Below are 17,591 nucleotides of genomic sequence, written 5' to 3'. Positions count from 1 at the left end.
GCTGAGGAAGTGCGGCTCAGTGGAAGAAGTGCCGCGTCCCCGTGAAGTACATCGTGACGCCCGCCTTCTTCGCGGCCTCGACCACCAGCTCGTCGCGGACCGAACCGCCCGGCTGGACCACGGCCTTGACGCCGGCCTCGGTCAGGATCTCCAGGCCGTCGGGGAAGGGGAAGAAGGCGTCGGAGGCGGCGTACGAACCCTGCGCGCGCTCGGCGCCGGCCCGCTCCACCGCCAGCTTCGCGGAGTCGACCCGGTTGACCTGGCCCATGCCGACGCCGACCGACGCGCCGTCCTTGGCGAGCAGGATGGCGTTGGACTTGACGGCCCGGCAGGCCTTCCAGGCGAAGGCGAGCTCCGAGAGCTGCTCGGCGCTGAGCGCCTCGCCGGTCGCGAGGGTCCAGTTGGCCGGGTCGTCGCCGTCGGCCTGGAGGCGGTCGGTGACCTGGAGGAGGGCGCCGCCGTCGATGGGCTTGACCTCGACGGGGTTGCCGGGGCCCTCGGGGCAGCGCAGCACCCGGATGTTCTTCTTCTTGGCGAGGGCCTCCAGCGCGCCGTCCTCGTAGTCGGGCGCGACGATGACCTCGGTGAAGATCTCCGCGACCTGCTCGGCCATCTCCTTGGACACCGGACGGTTGACGGCGATCACACCGCCGAACGCCGACAGCGGGTCACAGGCGTGCGCCTTGCGGTGCGCCTCGGCGACGTCCGCGCCGATCGCGATGCCGCAGGGGTTGGCGTGCTTGATGATCGCGACGCAGGGCTCGGTGTGGTCGTACGCGGCACGGCGGGCGGCGTCCGTGTCCGTGTAGTTGTTGTACGACATCTCCTTGCCGTGCAGCTGCTCGGCCTCGGCGAGGCCGCCGGTGCCGGAGACGTACAGGGCCGCGGGCTGGTGCGGGTTCTCGCCGTACCGGAGCGTGTTCTCGCGCTCCCAGGTGGCGCCGAGGAAGTCGGGGAACCGGGAGTCGTCCACCGGCGCGTAGGAAGAGGCGAACCAGCTCGCGACGGCCACGTCGTACGCCGCCGTGTGCTGGAACGCCTCGGCCGCGAGCCGCTTGCGGGTGGTGAGGTCGAAGCCACCGTCGCGGACGGCCGCCAGGACGTCGGCGTACCGGGCGGGGCTGGTGACGACCGCCACGGACGGGTGGTTCTTGGCGGCGGCGCGCACCATCGACGGACCGCCGATGTCGATCTGCTCCACGCACTCGTCGGGCGAGGCCCCGGACGCGACGGTCTCGCGGAACGGGTAGAGGTTGACGACGACGAGGTCGAACGGCTCGACGCCCAGCTCCTGCAGCTGCCGCTGGTGGTCTTCCAGGCGCAGGTCGGCCAGGATGCCCGCGTGCACGCGCGGGTGCAGCGTCTTGACGCGGCCGTCCAGGCACTCGGGGAAGCCGGTGAGCTCCTCGACCTTGGTGACGGGGACGCCCGCCGCGGCGATCTTCGCGGCCGTGGAACCGGTGGAGACGAGCTCGACACCGGCCTCGTGCAGCCCGAGCGCGAGCTCCTCGAGCCCGGTCTTGTCATAGACGCTGACGAGCGCCCGGCGAAGGGGCCGCTTGTTGCTCTCGGCGGTGGCGGTCACTGGATAACTACCTTTCGTCCCTCAATGCGATGGCCGTGGCGGGCGAGCCGCCCCACGACCTCGACGAGCAGGCTTCGCTCGACTTCTTTGATGCGCTCGTGCAGAGCGCTCTCGTCGTCCTCGTCCCGGACCTCGACCACGCCCTGGGCGATGATCGGTCCGGTGTCGACGCCGTCGTCGACGAAGTGGACGGTGCAGCCGGTGACCTTGGCGCCGTACGCGAGGGCGTCGCGGACGCCGTGGGCGCCGGGGAAACTGGGGAGAAGGGCCGGGTGGGTGTTCACGAACCGCCCGCCGAAGCGCGCGAGGAACTCCTTGCCCACGATCTTCATGAACCCGGCGGAGACAACGAGATCGGGCTCGTAGGAGGAGACGGCCTCGGCGAGAGCCGCGTCCCACTCCTCCCGGCTCTCGTAGTCCTTGACCTTCCGCACGAAGGTCGGCAGCCCGGCGCGCTCGGCCCGCGCGAGCCCCTCGATGTTCTCCCGGTCGGCACCGACGGCCACGATCTCGGCGCCGTACGCCTCGGAACCGACGGCGGCGATCTCGTCGAGGAGCGCCTGCAGATTGGTGCCGGATCCGGAGACCAGCACGACGAGGCGCTTGGCACGCTCGGCCACGGGCTTGGCGGCCACGGTGGGGCCCTTTCTCGGGGGTGCGTTCTTCAGCGGCCGACGCTTTGTATATTCGTACGAATGCATCACGCCCCGGGATACGGGGAAGTCTACGAAGCGGCCGACCGTCAGCAACGATACCGGCACTACGGACAGCCCCCACGGGACGGGGGCGTGGCCGGAAGGTAGCGTCTGGGGGAGCTGGCCCGGGAACGCGGTGGTGGTGCGGTGCGTTCACGAAGTGACAGCTCATGTCGGATCAGTCGTTCACCAAGGGGAAGACGCTCACTTGATGTCGGACCGCAGCCTGCGACTCCTCACCCTCCCTCCGCAGTCCGCACAGGGAGGGAAGCGTGGCGCCGTCCTGCTGCGAGAGCGGCCCGCCTCGCCTCCCGACGCGCCCTCGGGCAAGAAGTCCGGTGACGAACAGAGCAGTGGCGCCCAGGACGACAACCCCTTCGCACCGCCGCCGGAGGGCACGCCGGACCGCCCGTGGCAGCCGCGCCGCCCGTCGGGCGAGGACGGCTCGCAGGGGTCGGGCGAGGGCGGCGGACACTCGCCCTGGGGCAGCCAGTGGAGCGACCGCCAGCCGGGCCGCTCCCCCGACGGCTTCGGCGACCGTCCCCGCGGCGGCCCCGAGGGCTCCGGAAACGGCGGCCCGGCCTCGGGCATGCGCTGGGACCCCACCGACCCCGCCCAGCGTCGCGCTCGCTATGCCCTGCTCTCCGGCATGTGGGCCTTCTTCTTCGCCCTCTTCAGCTGGCCGTACGTCGCCCTGCTCCTCGGCGCGCTGGCCCTCTACTGGGGTATCACCAGCCTGCGCACCAAGCCCCGCGCCGCCGACCCGGACACCCCGGCCCCCCGGCCCAACGGCCGCCCTCAGACGACGGCGGCGGTGAGCGGCCTGGTCACGGCGTCCCTCGCCATCGTGGTGGTCGCGGCCGGGTTCACGGCGCAGGTGGTCTACAGCGACTACTACACCTGCACGAACGACGCGCTGACCAGCGAGGCGAAGCAGGCGTGCAACGAGCTGCTGCCGAAGGAGTTGCGCGGGGTTCTGGGGTCGACGGACTGACGGGTTCGGGATTCGGGATTCGGCTCCGGCTTTTCCGGCTCCGGCTCCGGAGTGCCCTCAGGGGGCGACCTCGGACGATGACTCCGGTGGCGGCTGCTCCTGCGACTGCTCCGTCGGCGGCTGCGGCAACTGCTCGGGCAACTGCTCCACCGGCGGTTCCGGCGACGGCTCGGCGGGCGGGTAGTCGTACGGCTCGAAGGTCGTGTCGTGGTCGTACTCCACGTGCGGGATCTCCTGGTCGGACCCCTCGTACGGAGCATCCTCGGCGTACTTCGCAGCCCGGGCGTCCTGGTCCTTGCCCTGATGCGGAACGGGTTGGTCCGGCGTCGTCGCCGTGATCGCAGCCTGCTGGCCGTAAGCCTGGCGCCCCGTCTTAGCGCCCGTCTTAGCGCCCGTCTTCGAGTCCGTCTTCGAGTCCGTCTTCGAGTCCGTCGGCGCACCCTCGCGCTCCCCCGACTCCGCCCCCCGCGACAACCACCCGCCGACCAACGGCAGCCGCTCCCGCAACCGGCGTCCCCCCTCGGTCGCGCCGTCCTCACCGGAGCCGCTCTCCTCGGAGCCACGCTCCTCCGACGCCTCCACCCGGGGCTTGCCGATCCGCGCCCCCTGCGTCTCGCTCACCCGCTCCGCCCGGTGCACCGCTTCCGCCCGGCAGCGCCACGCCCGCGCGAGTACCGCCACGGGAACCGCCACCACCGCGACCCACGCCAGTGTGGCCGCCCCCGCCTGCCACCACACCGGCCCGAAGCTCGCGAGCACCCCGGCCCCCAGCGGCCCACCCGAGTGTGCGGCCAGCACGGCGACCACGGCCGCGCAGAACACGGCGGCCAGCGCGGCAACCGCGGCGGTCCGGCCACCCGACCAGACCTCAGCAGCAGTTTGCCCGGCCGGAGACGGCACCGTCGCAGATGCCCGCCCACCCTGCGTCCGAACCCCCGCAGAACCCTCCCCGGCGCCGCCCGGTCCCCCAACTTCCCCACCCGACACCGCCGCCCCCGCCACCCACCACCCGACCCCCACCCCCGCCCGACAGCCCCGCCCGACCCCCCACTGCAGTGGCCCCGCAACCCCCGCGCCCGGCACCGCCTCCAGCAACGGAAGCGGCGGCAGCAACGGCGCGGGAGCCGAGGACGCCGGCGCCACCACATGCCCCGCACCGAGCACGAAGCCCGGCCCCAGCGCGTAGGTCGCCGCCCACACCGCCGCGTTCGGCACGAGCGCCAGGCACAGCAGCAGCACCGCGAACCGCCCCGACCACCCCTCCGTCAGCTGCAGAAAGGTCGCCCGCGTCGCCCCGCCGTGCCACACCAGCGACCCGCCCACCAGCAACGCCCCACCCCCGACAAGGGCCACCGCACCAGCCACGGCCGCACGCGCCGCCGCACCGAGCCGGGTGCGCGCCCGCACACCGGGCACCAGCCGCCGTACCCATCTCGGCAGCCCGACCAGCACGCGTTCCACCACCTCGGGCGGACGCCCGCACGCCGTCCACACCCCCGCCCCCGCCGCTCCCGTCACGACCGCCGGCACCCACAGCGCGGTCCACCACCACGCGGGCCGCAGCTCACCTCCCGCCGCATACACCGCGGCCGCCGCCCCGACCCCGAGGTACCCGAGCACGACGCCCGCCCACGCCGTGCGCCCCGCCACCAGCGGCACCCCCTCGCCCCCGTCCGCCGCCGTGTCCCGCGCCGCCCGGTGCACCAGCAGCACCGGCAGCACGAGCAGCAGCAACGGGGTGACCCCCATGGGCGCGGGGACGCCGGAGAGGGTGTCGGTGCGGACCAGTTCGGCGCCGTGGGCGAGCAGCCACAGCACCGCGGCGATCCGCAGCGCGCCCCCCGGCCCGCTGTCCGGATACGGCGAACTGACCCACAGCACCATCACCAGCACGGCGAACACACCCAGCCCCAGCCCCGCCGCCACCGCGCCTGCCAGAAGGCTGGCGCCGAGCCCGGGCGTTCGGCCGCGCAGCCGCGTGAGCAGGGACGACGGGTGCGTTCTGCGAGCGGTCATGTCGATCACGCCCGCCATGCTCCCAACGACACGCGCTTTTCCGTCGTAACAGGCGAACCTCCGAAGTGTCGCTCAATATATGTTTATGTACTTTTTCGCACGAAGGGGCGTACTGTGACGCGGAGTCCCGCCAACCCGCTTCCCCCGCCCGAGGAGCGCCGACGCCTGCGTGAAGCCGGTTCATTGACGCAGGCTCAGGTCGCGGATCGGGTGGGCGTCAGCCGCGAGACGGTACACGCGTGGGAGATCGGCCGTAGGTCTCCGCGCGGCGGGAGGCGAGAGACGTACGCACAACTGCTCCGGACCCTCGCGGAGAAGACGGAGGATCAGGAGGCCTCGGAAGAGCTGGAGGTGATGGCACGTCAGCCGGTCGCGGCGGGCGGCGTCGACACGGCCGTACCCTCAGCCATGCGCACCGAGGATCCGGCACCCGGTCCCGAACCCCGACCCGAACGACCCCTCTCCCCCGCCCAGGCCTTCGACGCGCTCTACGCCTTCTGCGCCCCCGCCCTCGTACGGCAGACGTACCTGCTCACCGGGCGCCGCGAACTCGCCCGCGAATCGGTCGAGTGGGCCTTCCAACTCGCCTGGCAGCGCTGGCCGGAGGTGGCCCGTGACCGGGACCCGGCGGGCTGGGTGCGGGCGACGGCGTACGACTGCGCCCTCTCCCCCTGGCACCGGTTCCGCCCCCGATACCGGCACCCCGAACCCCCGCCGCCGGACGCGTCCGACCGCGCCCTGCTGGACGTACTCCTCGAACTCCCGGCACCGCAGCGCCGCACGCTTCTCCTCTACGACGGTGTGGGCCTCGACCTGCCCGAAACGGCGGCGGAGACGGAGGCGAGCACTCCGGCGGCCGCGAACCGCCTGCTCCACGCCCGCGCCGCTCTCGCCGCCCGTCTCCCGGGCCTGTCCGACCCCGCCGAACTCAACCGGCGGCTGGCCGAACTGGCCTCCGCGGAGCGCTTGCGCGCGGCCAAGCCGGCGACGGTACGCGACGGCAGCGAACGCCGGGCCCGGTTCTGGACGCGAGCGGCGATCGCGTTCACCGTGGCCCTCATCGGCACGACGGCCTTGACGCTGCGAACGGCCCCGACCCGGTACGAACCCCCGGTGCCACCGGGGCAGACGGTGCTCGGCGTGCCCCCGAAAGTGGCGCCGGGCCCGTTGTCGAAGGCGGAGCAGAAGCTGAGGGAAAAGCTGCGCTCAGAGATGCAGCACGGCCCGGAACGGCTGGCGCCACAGGTGCAGTGACGCCTGCCCTTGCCCACTCGCCTGTGAATACGCTGGCAGGCCCGCCCCCACCGAGGGAACGGGCCCACCAACGTTCAGCTGAGTGCCGTGACTACGGCCTCGACCACGACCTGGACTACGGCCGTGACTGCGTTCAGCCGCCGAGGATCTCGCGCGCCAGCTTCGCCGTCTCGGTCGGCGTCTTGCCGACCTTGACACCGGCGGCCTCGAGGGCCTCCTTCTTCGCCTGGGCGGTGCCGGACGAACCGGAGACGATGGCGCCGGCGTGGCCCATGGTCTTGCCCTCGGGCGCGGTGAAGCCCGCGACGTAGCCGACGACCGGCTTGGTCACGTTCTTCGCGATGAAGTCCGCGGCCCGCTCCTCGGCGTCGCCACCGATCTCGCCGATCATGACGATCAGGTCGGTGTCGGGGTCGGCCTCGAACGCGGCGAGCGCGTCGATGTGCGTGGTGCCGATGATCGGGTCGCCACCGATGCCGACGGCGGTCGAGAAGCCGATGTCACGCAGCTCGTACATCATCTGGTACGTCAGCGTGCCGGACTTCGAGACCAGGCCGATGCGGCCCGGCTTCGTGATGTCGCCCGGGATGATGCCGACGTTCGACTGACCCGGGGTGATGATGCCGGGGCAGTTCGGGCCGATGATGCGGGTCTTGTTGCCCTTCTTGCCGGCGTAGGCCCAGAAGGCGGCCGTGTCGTGCACGGCGATGCCCTCGGTGATCACGACGGCCAGGGGGATCTCGGCGTCGATGGCCTCGACGACCGCGTCCTTGGTGAACTTCTCCGGCACGAAGATGACGGAGACGTTGGCGCCGGTCTTCTCGATGGCCTCCTTGACGGTACCGAAAACCGGTACCTCGGTGCCGTCGAAGTCCACGGAGGTACCCGCCTTGCGCGGGTTCACGCCGCCCACGACCTCGGTGCCGTCACCGAGCATGAGCTTGGTGTGCTTCATGCCGGTGGAGCCGGTCATGCCCTGGACGATGACCTTGCTGTCCTTGTTGAGCCAGATAGCCATGGTGTGTTGTGTCCTCGTCCTGAGTGCTTACTTGGCGGCGTGGGCCAGTTCGGCGGCCTTGTCGGCGGCGCCGTCCATGGTGTCGACGCGCTGGACCAGCGGGTGGTTGGCGTCGGTGAGGATCTGTCGGCCGAGCTCGGCGTTGTTGCCGTCGAGGCGGACGACGAGCGGCTTGGTGACCTCTTCGCCGCGGTCCTCGAGGAGCTTCAGGGCCTGGACGATGCCGTTGGCGACCTCGTCACAGGCGGTGATGCCACCGAAGACGTTGACGAAGACGGACTTGACGTCCGGGTCGCCGAGGATGATCTCCAGACCGTTGGCCATGACCTGGGCGGAGGCGCCACCGCCGATGTCCAGGAAGTTGGCCGGCTTGACGTTGCCGTGGTTCTCACCGGCGTACGCGACGACGTCCAGGGTGCTCATGACGAGCCCCGCGCCGTTGCCGATGATGCCGACCTCGCCCTCGAGCTTGACGTAGTTGAGGCCCTTCGCCTTGGCGGCGGCCTCGAGCGGGTTGGCCGCGTCCTTGTCGTGGAGCTCCTCGTACTCGGGGTGGCGGAACTCGGCGTTCTCGTCGAGCGACACCTTGCCGTCGAGGGCGATGACGTCACCGGAGGCGACCTTCGCGAGCGGGTTGACCTCGACGAGGAGGGCGTCCGACTTGATGAAGGTGTCCCACAGCGTGATCAGGACGCCTGCGACCTTGTCCGCGACCTCGGCCGGGAACTTGGCGGCCTCGACGATCTCGCGGGCCTTGGCCTCGTCCACGCCGTCGATGGCGTCGATCGCGATCTTGGCGACGGCCTCCGGACGGGTGGCCGCCACCTCCTCGATCTCCATGCCGCCCTCGACGGAGGCGATGGAGAGGAAGGTGCGGTTGGCACGGTCGAGGAGGAAGGAGACGTAGTACTCCTCCAGGATCTCCGGGGCCGTCTCGGCGATCATCACCTTGTGGACCGTGTGGCCCTTGATGTCCATGCCGAGGATGTCCGTCGCGCGGGCGACGGCCTCGTCCGCGTTCGCGGCGAGCTTGACGCCACCGGCCTTGCCACGGCCGCCGACCTTCACCTGGGCCTTGACGACGGACTTGCCACCGAGACGCTCAGTGGCTGCGCGGGCCGCCTCAGGCGTGTCGATGACTTCACCGGCCAGCACCGGTACATCGTGCTTGGCGAAGAGGTCCCTCGCCTGGTACTCGAACAGGTCCACGCGCTTCCGTCCCTATCAGTGATCTCGCGGTTCGTTGTCTGCGTGGGCGTGCCGCGAGGGCAACGTGACGTCCGACCGCTGTCTGTCACAAGGGAGGCGCACACGGTGTCCGAGCGCGCGGCATGTCCGTCTCGCAGGTTATCGCTGGTTGCAGGACGCCCCTAAATCGAGGGTCACACCTGAGCGGTGATACCTGTCACATGATGCCGCCATCAGCAAAGATCTCTGGCACGGCGTGCCGCCTGTGAGTTTCCGGTAGCGCACCGGTAGCGCAACGAAAAGGACCTCACCGGGCTGGGGTTGACCCGGTGAGGTCCCTTGCGCAGCCCGAAGGGGCACGAATGGGCCGCCCCTGTGGGCTCTGGGCCGCGTGATCCCCACCCCAATAGGGATCACGCGGCCCTTCCCGCGGGGTTCCGGTCGGATCGGCCGACGGTGTTCGGCCGTCCGGGTCCGTCCGCCCCGCGGAGTCGGTCGGTCGCCTCGGGCGCGCGGTGGTCGCGCTCACCGTGGCGGCGGATGCGCCGTACGTGGCTCCGCCGGGGGCCGTCGTACGACGTCGGGGGTGGGGCGCTCAGATGTGGTGCGGTCAGATGCGGTACGCGCCGCCGGGGTGGATGTCCTGCGCGTAACCCGGCGTGATCGAGTGGGCCACCTGCTGGGCGCCGGTACCGGCGTTGCCCGCCAGCGGGCCTGCCGAGTACTGGACGGTCCCGGTCAGGTCCTCGGCGAAGGGCGCGACCTGGTGCGCGACGCCGTGGGCGAAGGGGTCGACCTGGCCGACGACACCGTCCGCGAAGGGCCGCAGGTCCTCCGTGACGCCGTACGCGAGGTGGGTGGCGCTGCCGCCGACGCCCCGCACGACCGGCTGGACGGTGTCCACGACCGTGTCCACGACGGGCTGCACGGCGCCGGTGACGCCGTACGCGAACGGCTGCACCTCCTCGGTGACGCCCCCGGCGAAGGGGACGGCCTGCCCGGCCACCCCGTGCGCGAAGGGGCCGACCTCGCCGACGACACCGCCCGCGAAGGGCCGGACGTCGCCGACCACGCCGTACCCCAGCGCACCCGCGTCCCCGACGGCCTGCCCGGCGACCGGCACGACCCCGTGCACGGCCGTGCCGGCGACCGGCGGCAGAACGGCACCGGTGACATCGGCGGTGGCCTGGCCGGCCAGGCCGGTGGCGTACGGGGGCACGTCGGCGGTGACGCCCTGCGCGACCGGCTGGACGTCGGAGACGGTGCCGTAGGCGACGTGCTGCACGTCGGCGACGGTGCCGTACGCGAGGTGCTGGACGTCGCCCACCGCGCCGTGGGCCACCGGCTGCACGCCCTCGACGGCACCGGCGGCGACCGGCTGGACGCCGGCGACGGCCTGGCCGGCCACGGGCTGGACGCCGGCGACAACGCCGTACGCCAGCGCGGTCGCTGCGTCGACCGTGTGCCCGGCGGTCCGGGCGACCCCGGCCACCGCGCCCTGGGCGACGGGCACGACGCCGCCCACCGCCTGGCCGGCGACCGGCCGCACCCCGGCGACCGCACCGACGGCCACCGGCTGGACGCCGGTCACCGTGTTGCCGGCGACCGGGGTCACCCCGGCCACGGCGTGGGTGGCGGTGGGGACGACGCCGTCGACGGCGTGCCCGGCAACCGGGAGCACACCGTGCACGGCCTCGGTGACGATCGGCGGGACGACCGCGTCGGAGGTCTGAGCGACGACCGGGGTGACCGTGCCGGGGACGGCGCTCACCGTGCCGACGACGCGCTGTCGGACGCCGCCGACCGTGCCGGTGACATGGCTCGGGACGGCGGAGACGGAGGCCTCGGCGGCCGCCTTTACGGCGGTGGCCTTGCCGGTGGCGGTGGACTCGGCGGCCGTCGCCGTGCCCGCGGTCCTGCTGTCGGCGTAGGCGACCGCGGCCTGCCCGGCGCCCTGCACACCCGCGGCGGTACGGCCCGCGCCCGCGACGGCGTACTGCGCCTTCGTCCGTACGACGCCCTCGACGCCCTGCGCCTGCGAACGGGCCGCCGCCTGCGTGCCCTGCAGCTTCGTCTGCGTAGCGGCGAGCGCCTGCTCCAACTCGGGGGCGAAGGCGGCGAGGGGGCCGAAGAGGTAGTCGATGGTGCCGGGGAGCTGCGGGGCGTCCTGCGATGCGTTCCTGACGTCGGCGACGGCATCGGTGGCGTCGGCGGAGATCTTGGCCTCGGCCTGGGCGGCGGCCTTGTCGGCGCGGGCGGCCTTGGCGCCCTGGATGACCTGGGCGGCGCCCTTTGCCTTGGTGGAGGTGGTGGAGGTGGTGGTCTTGGCGGCTGACGGGACGGTGACCTTGGCGTCGACGTAGCGGCGGGCCTGCTCGGCGGCGCTCGCGGGCACCGTCTCGGCCGTGGCGGCGGTGTCGGTGACCGTGCTGGTGGCACCGTCGGTGACGCCGGAGACGGTGTCGGTCACGTCGGAGACGACGCCGCTGACGGTGTCGGTGACGGCGCCGAGCAGGCCGGGGTCGTCGGCGCTGTCGGCCGCGGCGGTCGCGTCGGTGGTCGCGTCCGGTACGGAGAGGGTGGAGGCGGGCAGTTCGTCCGCGCTGGCGGCGGCCGAACCGAGCGCCCAGGCGCCGGTGACACCTGCGGCTATGACGATCGAACGGCGGATGTTCTTGTTCATGCGTGCGTCGGATCCCTAGATCTTGGGGCTCCGAAGGCCCCCGGAGGAACAGAGTTGCGAAGAACTCCGGGGCTTCGGACGGTTGGGGACATTGCGGCGCCGGTTCCGGTCGCGGTCCGGGGAGTCGGGGACCAGCGGGACCGGGTACGGCGCCAGCGGCTTCCGTCCGGGGGATGTCGGGCGGACATCCGGGAGCTGGGGGGTGTCCGGACGGGCGGGCAGACCTGTTTCCGCCCCCGCGCGGCAGGTCTACGGCGGGGAGGGTCGGCCTACTGGCCTATGCGGGGGAAACCGGAATGTCCCGGTGCCTGTCCTGGATCTCGTCCGCGTCGACGCGGGCGGCGGCGCCTGGCACCAGCCGCAGCGGGGCCCGCTGGTTCAGCGAGACGGCGTGCGCGTCACCGTGCCGCGACGCACCGCCGTCGCCTGCCGAGCGGCTGCCCAGCACACCGCCCGGGTGATCGACCGGCACCTGGCGGACAGGGGCGTAGCCGAAGGTCGCGCCGCGGTGCACACCGCCGACGAGCGGGGCATGCGACGCGGTGACGTCGGCGACGAACCGGGGGCCGAAGACGACGGTCCCCTTTTCCTCGCCGGTACGTCCCTCGTCATCGCGCCCCGCACCCGACGCGGGCACTGCGGACCCCGGCTGCGGCGTCCCGGTGACGGGCGCGGGCAACGTCTGCCCCGGCGCCGCGGGCAGCACGGGAAGCTCGGTGCCGGGAAGCTCCGTGCCGGGAAGCTCGGGCAGGTCGGGGAATTCCAACCCCGGCATGCTCGGCCACCCCGGCGACTCGGGCGCCGTCGGCAGCGTGGGCAGCGTGGGCAGCGTGGGCAGCGTGGGCAGCGACGCCAACGGCGGTACCTCCGCCTGCACGTCGGCCAGCCCCTCAGTCAGCCCCTCGGCCACCGTCCGCACGACGTCGCCGACCGGCTGCACGACTTGGGTGCCGACGGTCTGGGTGACGTGATGGGTTGCGAAGCTGAGGATTTGGTCGTCGCTGGGGTGGGGAGCGCCGGCTCGGGGGGCCTGGTCCAGGGATGCCTGGTCCAGGGAGGCTTGGTCCTGAGGAGCCAGGGCCTCGGGAGCCGGGGGCCCGGGAGTCCGGTACTGGGATGCCGGGTGCCGGGAGGTTGTCGGCTTGGCCGGAGCGGTCGACTCATCGCGAACGCCGGGCTTGGCCGGTGCGGTCACGAGCCCTTCGACCGCACTCTCCTCCGTCGACCGGAGATCGGCGGAGGACGCCGTTGATGCGGTTGATGACGTGGACGCAGTACCCACCGGCACCCCGTCCGCCGCATACGCCCGCTCTCCACAGAGGAACCCGAGCGCGAAAAGACCGCCCACCACCAGCACCACCTGCAGCACACGCCGCCCGGCCGCTGTGCGCACGACGCGCAGAGCGGCACCCGGCAGAGCGGCTGGCCAGGTCAAGGGGCGACGGTCCTCCCGTGCGACGGAACGAAGTACGCGTGAGCTGCAGCGAGGTACGCGTGAGGTGCAGCGAGCCGAAGCGACGCGGTGCGCTGCCGTGCGGTGCGCTGCGGTGCGGACGAGCGGAGCGCGGCGCACCGCTGAACAGGTGTCCGATACTTGCACGGCCCTCCCGAGGTTGCGCAAGCCCCCCGTGCCCGATGCGCCTCATGTCCCTTTTGCTGGCCCAAGCCGGACGTCACCAGGTCGACAAATCACCAGTGATTCCGCGCCGTTCCACCTCCTCACGCCGCCCTTTCACATCGCCTGCTCACACCGCCCCCTCACACCGTGTCCGGCACCGGAATCGGCCGCTTCTCGATGGCCGCCGCCATCACGTCCGGGAACAGGTCGGGCGTACAGGCGAAGGCCGGTGCGCCCAACGCCGCGAGCGCGGCAGCATGCTCCCGGTCGTAGGCGGGCGCCCCCTCGTCCGACAGCGCCAGCAACGTGACGAACTGCACCCCGGACGCCTTCATCGCGGCGACCCGCTTGAGCATCTCGTTCCGTATGCCTCCCTCGTACAGGTCGCTGATCAGCACGACCACCGTCTCCGCGGGCCGGGTGATCTGCGACTGGCAGTACGCGAGCGCCCGGTTGATGTCCGTGCCGCCGCCCAGCTGAGTGCCGAACAGGACGTCGACCGGGTCGTCGAGCTGGTCGGTGAGGTCGACGACGGATGTGTCGAAGACGACGAGACGCGTGCTGATGGACCGCATGGACGCCAGCACGGCCCCGAACACGGAGGCGTACACCACGGACGCCGCCATCGACCCGGACTGGTCGATGCAGAGGACGACCTCCTTCTTCACAGACTGCGACGCCCGCCCGTACCCGATGAGCCGCTCCGGCACGACCGTCCGGTATTCCGGCAGGTAGTGCTTGAGGTTGGCCGCGATGGTGCGGTTCCAGTCGATGTCGTGGTGGCGTGGCCGGTTGATACGCGCACTGCGGTCGAGGGCACCGGTGAGGGTGGCCCGGGTGCGGCTGGCGAGCCGCTTCTCCAGGTCCTCGACGACCTTGCGCACGACGGCCCTCGCTGTCTCCTTCGTGGTCTCCGGCATCGCCTTGTTGAGCGAGAGAAGCGTGCCGACGAGGTGCACGTCCGCCTCCACCGCCTCCAGCATCTCCGGCTCCAGCAGCAGGGCGTTCAGCCCGAGCCGGTCGATGGCGTCCCGCTGCATGACCTGGACGACGGACGACGGGAAGTACCTCCGGATGTCCCCGAGCCATCGCGCCACGGACGGCGCCGACGCCCCGAGCCCCGCCGAACGGTCCTTCCCCGACTGTGCCTTCTTGCCCCCCTTGCCGTAGAGGGCGCCCAGCGCCCCGTCCATCGCGGCGTCCCGCCCGGAGAGCGTGTACCCGGTGCCGTCGGCGTCGTCCCCGCCCAGCACCATCCGCCACCGCCGCAGCCGCTCCCGGTCGCCGCCGGTGTCCATCGACCCGGACGTCATCGGCACGCTCCCTGAAGAGGCCGCTCCCACAGCGGGATCACCAAGACCCCCGGATTCACCGGCACGGTCGTCGTCGCCGGCCCGCCCTGCGCGGGGAACCCATGCGCTTTGCTTCTGGCACCCCCCGCTCCGGCCCGCTCCCTCGACTCCGTCACACCGTCAGTCGTCATCCCGTCGCCCCCACAAGGTCGTTCTCGCCGATGCCGTTCTCGCCACGCTCGTTCTCGACGTCCTCTTCCACCTGGTCCAGCCCCAGCAGCAACCGCACCACCGGCAACACGGCATCCGCCCGCTCCAGGTCGAGCTCGGCGGCGAAGCCGGGTATGCCGGAGCCTCCGGCCCCCGCACCGCCCCGCTCCCCCGGCCCCCGCCGAACCAGCTCGCCCAAGGTCCGCCGCACTCCCGGCTCATACGCCGAGAACGTCCGCCTCAGCAGCGGCAGCACATCCGTGAACGCCTCCGCGGGCACCCCCGTCAGCCACGCATCGACCAACCCGAGCAGCCGCTCGTCATGGACGAGCAGCATCCCGCCACCGGAACCGCCACCGACGAACCCCTCGATCCACGCGGCCGCGTCCCCCGGCGGCGTCCCCGGCGACAACGCGAGCCCCATCAGCCGCGCCGCCTCGTCCTGCGCCAACTCCCCGTCGTCCAGTAGCAGTCGTACAGTGCGACCGCGGATGACGCCGGGCACGACGTCCCGCCCGGACAGCACCCGAAGCACCCTGTGCCAACGCTTGCGCAAGCCGCCGTGGCCAAGCACCGGCGCGGTGCCGGGGATGCCGCCGTGGCCTTGGGCGCCGTGCCCTGAAGGGGTGCCGCTCTCGCCTTGGGCGCCATCCCCTGACGGAGTACCGCGGTCTGACGGGGCGTCGCCCTCCCCTTGGGTGCCGTGTCCCGCAACGGCGGCCTCGCTTTGGGCGCCCCGGTCCGATGCCGATACCTCACCCGACGTGCCCCGGCCCGCCGCGGACGCCTCGCTCGCTGCGACCTGCCCGGAAGCCACCACGTCGCCCAGCAACCCCACCGCCCCGTGCACCGCGTCCACATGGCGCCGCATCTCCTCGGCCGCGTCCGCGTCCAGGGCGGTACAGGCAGGGGGCAGGCCGACGAAGATGCGCTCGGCAAGCCCCGCGGCGACCTCCGTGAGCGCTCCGGTGTCCGTGCCGCGCACATCGCCGTAGCGCAGGGAACGGACCAGTGCGGGCAGGGCCTGGGCGAGATGGCCGACATCCGCGTCGAGGGCGGCCCGGTCGGCGAGGATCCGCATCACCGCGGGCAGCGCGTCCGGCAGTTCGGCCAGCAGACAGCGCTCCGCGAGTGCGGTGACGTCGGCCAGGTCCTGTGCGGCGACGGCGTCCGCCTCCGCCTTGGCGGTCGCCGCGGAGAACACGGTGGTCCCCCACACCCCGGCCTCCGCGACCCGCACAGACAGCTCCGGCTCCCACCGCAGCCGCCACGTCTCCCGGAACGTCCCCGTGCTGCCCCGCGACGCGACCGGCTCTCCCCACTCCACGCCGAGCAGCCGCAGCCGGTGCAGCAGCCTGCTGCGCTCGGCGTCGTTCTCCTTGCGCAGGTCGAGCTCCAACTCCCGCTCCAGCGCCTCCGGTTTGAGCCGCAGCCGACGCTGGATCCGGTCGAGGTCCCGTTGCAACGGCACCGCCGGCGCCGACTGCGGCACCTCCCCCAGCAGGTCCCCCACGACGAGCCGGTCGTGCACCAGCGCCAACGGCACATCCGAGCCCTCACACATCACCGCCCGCACCGCGTCGGTCGTCTCGCTCAGCCCCGCCAACGGGCGCCCTCGCATCGCCGCGAGCGTCTCCGCCAGCCGCACCGCCTCGATGACGTGCGCCGAGGACACGATCCGGTCCTCGTCCCGCAGCAGCCCGGCCACCTTGGTCATCCACCGCTCGACCGGCCGGTCCGGCGCACCGAAGAGATGCCCGTACCACCCCGGCGAGTCGATCCCCGCCCCGTACCCGCTGACCCGAGCCAACCGGCGATACGTCCACGGCACCCACGTCATGTCGGCCTTGACCTTGGGCAACCCCTTCAGCAGCGCCTTGTCGGCAGCCACGCTGCTCCTCCGCCGCAGCGCGGGCACGTGCCACGCCCCGCACACCACGGCCACCTCGTCCCCGAACTCCCGCTGCGCAGCGCGCACTTGGAGGCGCATATACGCCTCCCGCACGAGATCCCTCTCATGCCCCCCGCTCCCATGCACCTCCCGCAACGCCCCCATGGCCTCCTCGAGCCCGAGGAACGGTGCGAACGCGTCCCCGTCCCCCACTCCCCGGTGCTCGACGACGTCCTCCCACCACCGCTCGGGATCGTCGTAACCGGCGGCGTCGGCGAGCACGGCGAGGGGATCGACCCGGACATCGGCACGGGGGTCACCCCCGCCCCCCGCCCCGTCGGCGTCAGCCGCCCCGCTCTCCTGGCCGCCACCGTCGGTCCCAGCATGGCCACCCCCGTCGGTTCCCGGCTGAGCGTCGCTCCCCGGCTCCGCCTCCCGCCCGCCGCCGACCCCCACGTCGAGCGCGGCCTCGTCCTGCCTGCCCCACGCCAACGTGTGCGTGGCCGGCAGGTCGATGAAGCGGGCCGGGACCTGGTGCTCCAGGGCCCAGCGGATCGCGACCCACTCCGGGGAGAACTCGGCCAGCGGCCAGAAGGCCGAGCGGCCCGGCTCGTCCACGGCATGCGCGAGGAGCGCGACCGGCGGTCGCATGTCCTCGTCGGCGGCGAGCGGGATCAGGGCATCCGCCTCCGGCGGACCCTCGATCAGCACGACCCGCGGCCGGGCCGCGTCCAGCGCCGCCCGCACGGCCCGCGCCGACCCCGGCCCGTGGTGCCGCACGCCGAGCAGCAGCGGTCCCGGCGGTTTCGACGCCGGGGCGGGTGCAGCCGAGGTGTCCGAGCACTCCGCCGGCACGCCGCCCGCCCGGTCGGTGCCCGCCTCCAAGCCCCCGCTCCCCACCTCGTCAACGCCTGTCACACCGTCCCCCTCGCCTCCGCTGCCATCACATGTCCTCACCGGACGCCCTCCCGACCTCTCAGTGCCGACCGGTCACAGAACCGCCATCACCGCGCCGCCGCACACCCACTCGCCCCGCAACCACCGCAACCACCGCGTGCACCGCTCGGCCCCCTCCCGGCCACGCCCCGCACCACGCGCCCTGATCCGCCCCACACCACCGCCTCCGAGCTGCCCACATGACGTCCTC

Annotated in this window: 11 protein-coding genes; 2 read left to right on the top strand and 9 right to left on the bottom strand. The window is 72.6% G+C overall.

Features of this window, described 5'->3' with window-relative positions; translation table 11 throughout:
* Positions 1–16: 16 nt before the first annotated feature.
* Together purH and purN are read right to left on the bottom strand one after the other, a co-directional pair.
* Positions 17–1,585: a bifunctional phosphoribosylaminoimidazolecarboxamide formyltransferase/IMP cyclohydrolase gene (gene purH, locus AB5J49_RS29370; RefSeq protein ID WP_369171839.1), complete on the bottom strand. Its 1,569-nt coding sequence runs from the start codon at positions 1,583–1,585 to the stop codon at positions 17–19.
* The gene (gene purN / locus AB5J49_RS29365; protein WP_369171837.1) at positions 1,582–2,220 is read right to left on the bottom strand and encodes a phosphoribosylglycinamide formyltransferase; all 639 of its coding nucleotides are present in this window, start codon (positions 2,218–2,220) and stop codon (positions 1,582–1,584) included. Before purN ends, purH begins: the two co-directional genes overlap by 4 nt.
* A gap of 271 nt (positions 2,221–2,491) precedes the next feature.
* Between purN and AB5J49_RS29360 the strand changes: the two genes are divergently transcribed.
* Positions 2,492–3,274, top strand: a complete 783-nt coding sequence (locus AB5J49_RS29360; RefSeq protein WP_369171836.1) for a hypothetical protein — start codon at positions 2,492–2,494, stop codon at positions 3,272–3,274.
* A 57-nt stretch (positions 3,275–3,331) separates the two neighbouring features.
* Here the strand turns inward: AB5J49_RS29360 and AB5J49_RS29355 are convergent, their stop codons facing one another.
* Positions 3,332–5,308: a DUF6350 family protein gene (locus tag AB5J49_RS29355; RefSeq protein WP_369171834.1), complete on the bottom strand. Its 1,977-nt coding sequence runs from the start codon at positions 5,306–5,308 to the stop codon at positions 3,332–3,334.
* 96 nt (positions 5,309–5,404) lie between these two features.
* Between AB5J49_RS29355 and AB5J49_RS29350 the strand changes: the two genes are divergently transcribed.
* Positions 5,405–6,544, top strand: a complete 1,140-nt coding sequence (locus tag AB5J49_RS29350) for a sigma factor-like helix-turn-helix DNA-binding protein (RefSeq protein ID WP_369171833.1) — start codon at positions 5,405–5,407, stop codon at positions 6,542–6,544.
* A 133-nt stretch (positions 6,545–6,677) separates the two neighbouring features.
* Here AB5J49_RS29350 and sucD read toward each other — a convergent pair whose 3' ends face one another.
* The 6 genes from sucD to AB5J49_RS29320 all read right to left on the bottom strand — a co-directional run bounded on the left by sucD (position 6,678) and on the right by AB5J49_RS29320 (position 17,236).
* Positions 6,678–7,562 carry a succinate--CoA ligase subunit alpha gene (gene sucD / locus AB5J49_RS29345; protein WP_369171831.1) on the bottom strand — a complete coding sequence of 295 codons (885 nt, stop codon included), beginning with the start codon at positions 7,560–7,562 and terminating at the stop codon, positions 6,678–6,680.
* A gap of 27 nt (positions 7,563–7,589) precedes the next feature.
* Positions 7,590–8,771 (bottom strand): ADP-forming succinate--CoA ligase subunit beta, encoded by a 1,182-nt coding sequence (gene sucC / locus AB5J49_RS29340; RefSeq protein ID WP_369171829.1) that lies wholly within the window; start codon positions 8,769–8,771, stop codon positions 7,590–7,592.
* Between the two features lie 589 nt (positions 8,772–9,360).
* Positions 9,361–11,433 carry a hypothetical protein gene (locus AB5J49_RS29335; RefSeq protein ID WP_369171828.1) on the bottom strand — a complete coding sequence of 691 codons (2,073 nt, stop codon included), beginning with the start codon at positions 11,431–11,433 and terminating at the stop codon, positions 9,361–9,363.
* Between the two features lie 277 nt (positions 11,434–11,710).
* A complete protein-coding gene (locus tag AB5J49_RS29330; protein WP_369171826.1) occupies positions 11,711–12,868 on the bottom strand; it encodes a hypothetical protein in 1,158 nt (385 codons plus the stop codon).
* A 323-nt stretch (positions 12,869–13,191) separates the two neighbouring features.
* The gene (locus tag AB5J49_RS29325; protein WP_369171825.1) at positions 13,192–14,364 is read right to left on the bottom strand and encodes a VWA domain-containing protein; all 1,173 of its coding nucleotides are present in this window, start codon (positions 14,362–14,364) and stop codon (positions 13,192–13,194) included.
* 166 nt (positions 14,365–14,530) lie between these two features.
* Positions 14,531–17,236, bottom strand: a complete 2,706-nt coding sequence (locus AB5J49_RS29320) for a DUF5682 family protein (RefSeq protein ID WP_369175299.1) — start codon at positions 17,234–17,236, stop codon at positions 14,531–14,533.
* Between the last annotated feature and the right edge of the window lie 355 nt (positions 17,237–17,591).

This window comes from Streptomyces sp. R28 (assembly GCF_041052385.1).
Taxonomy (GTDB): domain Bacteria; phylum Actinomycetota; class Actinomycetes; order Streptomycetales; family Streptomycetaceae; genus Streptomyces.
Note: the sequence above shows the minus strand (reverse complement) of the source record. Positions and strands in the feature narration are given on the sequence as shown.

What these genes read in the sequence shown, in the direction of transcription:
- AB5J49_RS29335 (WP_369171828.1), bottom strand. Translation starts at nt 11,433, where the DNA reads ATGAACAAGAACATCCGCCGTTCGATCGTCATAGCCGCAGGTGTCACC.
- AB5J49_RS29360 (WP_369171836.1), top strand. Translation starts at nt 2,492, where the DNA reads ATGTCGGACCGCAGCCTGCGACTCCTCACCCTCCCTCCGCAGTCCGCA.
- AB5J49_RS29355 (WP_369171834.1), bottom strand. Translation starts at nt 5,308, where the DNA reads ATGGCGGGCGTGATCGACATGACCGCTCGCAGAACGCACCCGTCGTCC.
- AB5J49_RS29325 (WP_369171825.1), bottom strand. Translation starts at nt 14,364, where the DNA reads ATGACGTCCGGGTCGATGGACACCGGCGGCGACCGGGAGCGGCTGCGG.
- sucD (WP_369171831.1), bottom strand. Translation starts at nt 7,562, where the DNA reads ATGGCTATCTGGCTCAACAAGGACAGCAAGGTCATCGTCCAGGGCATG.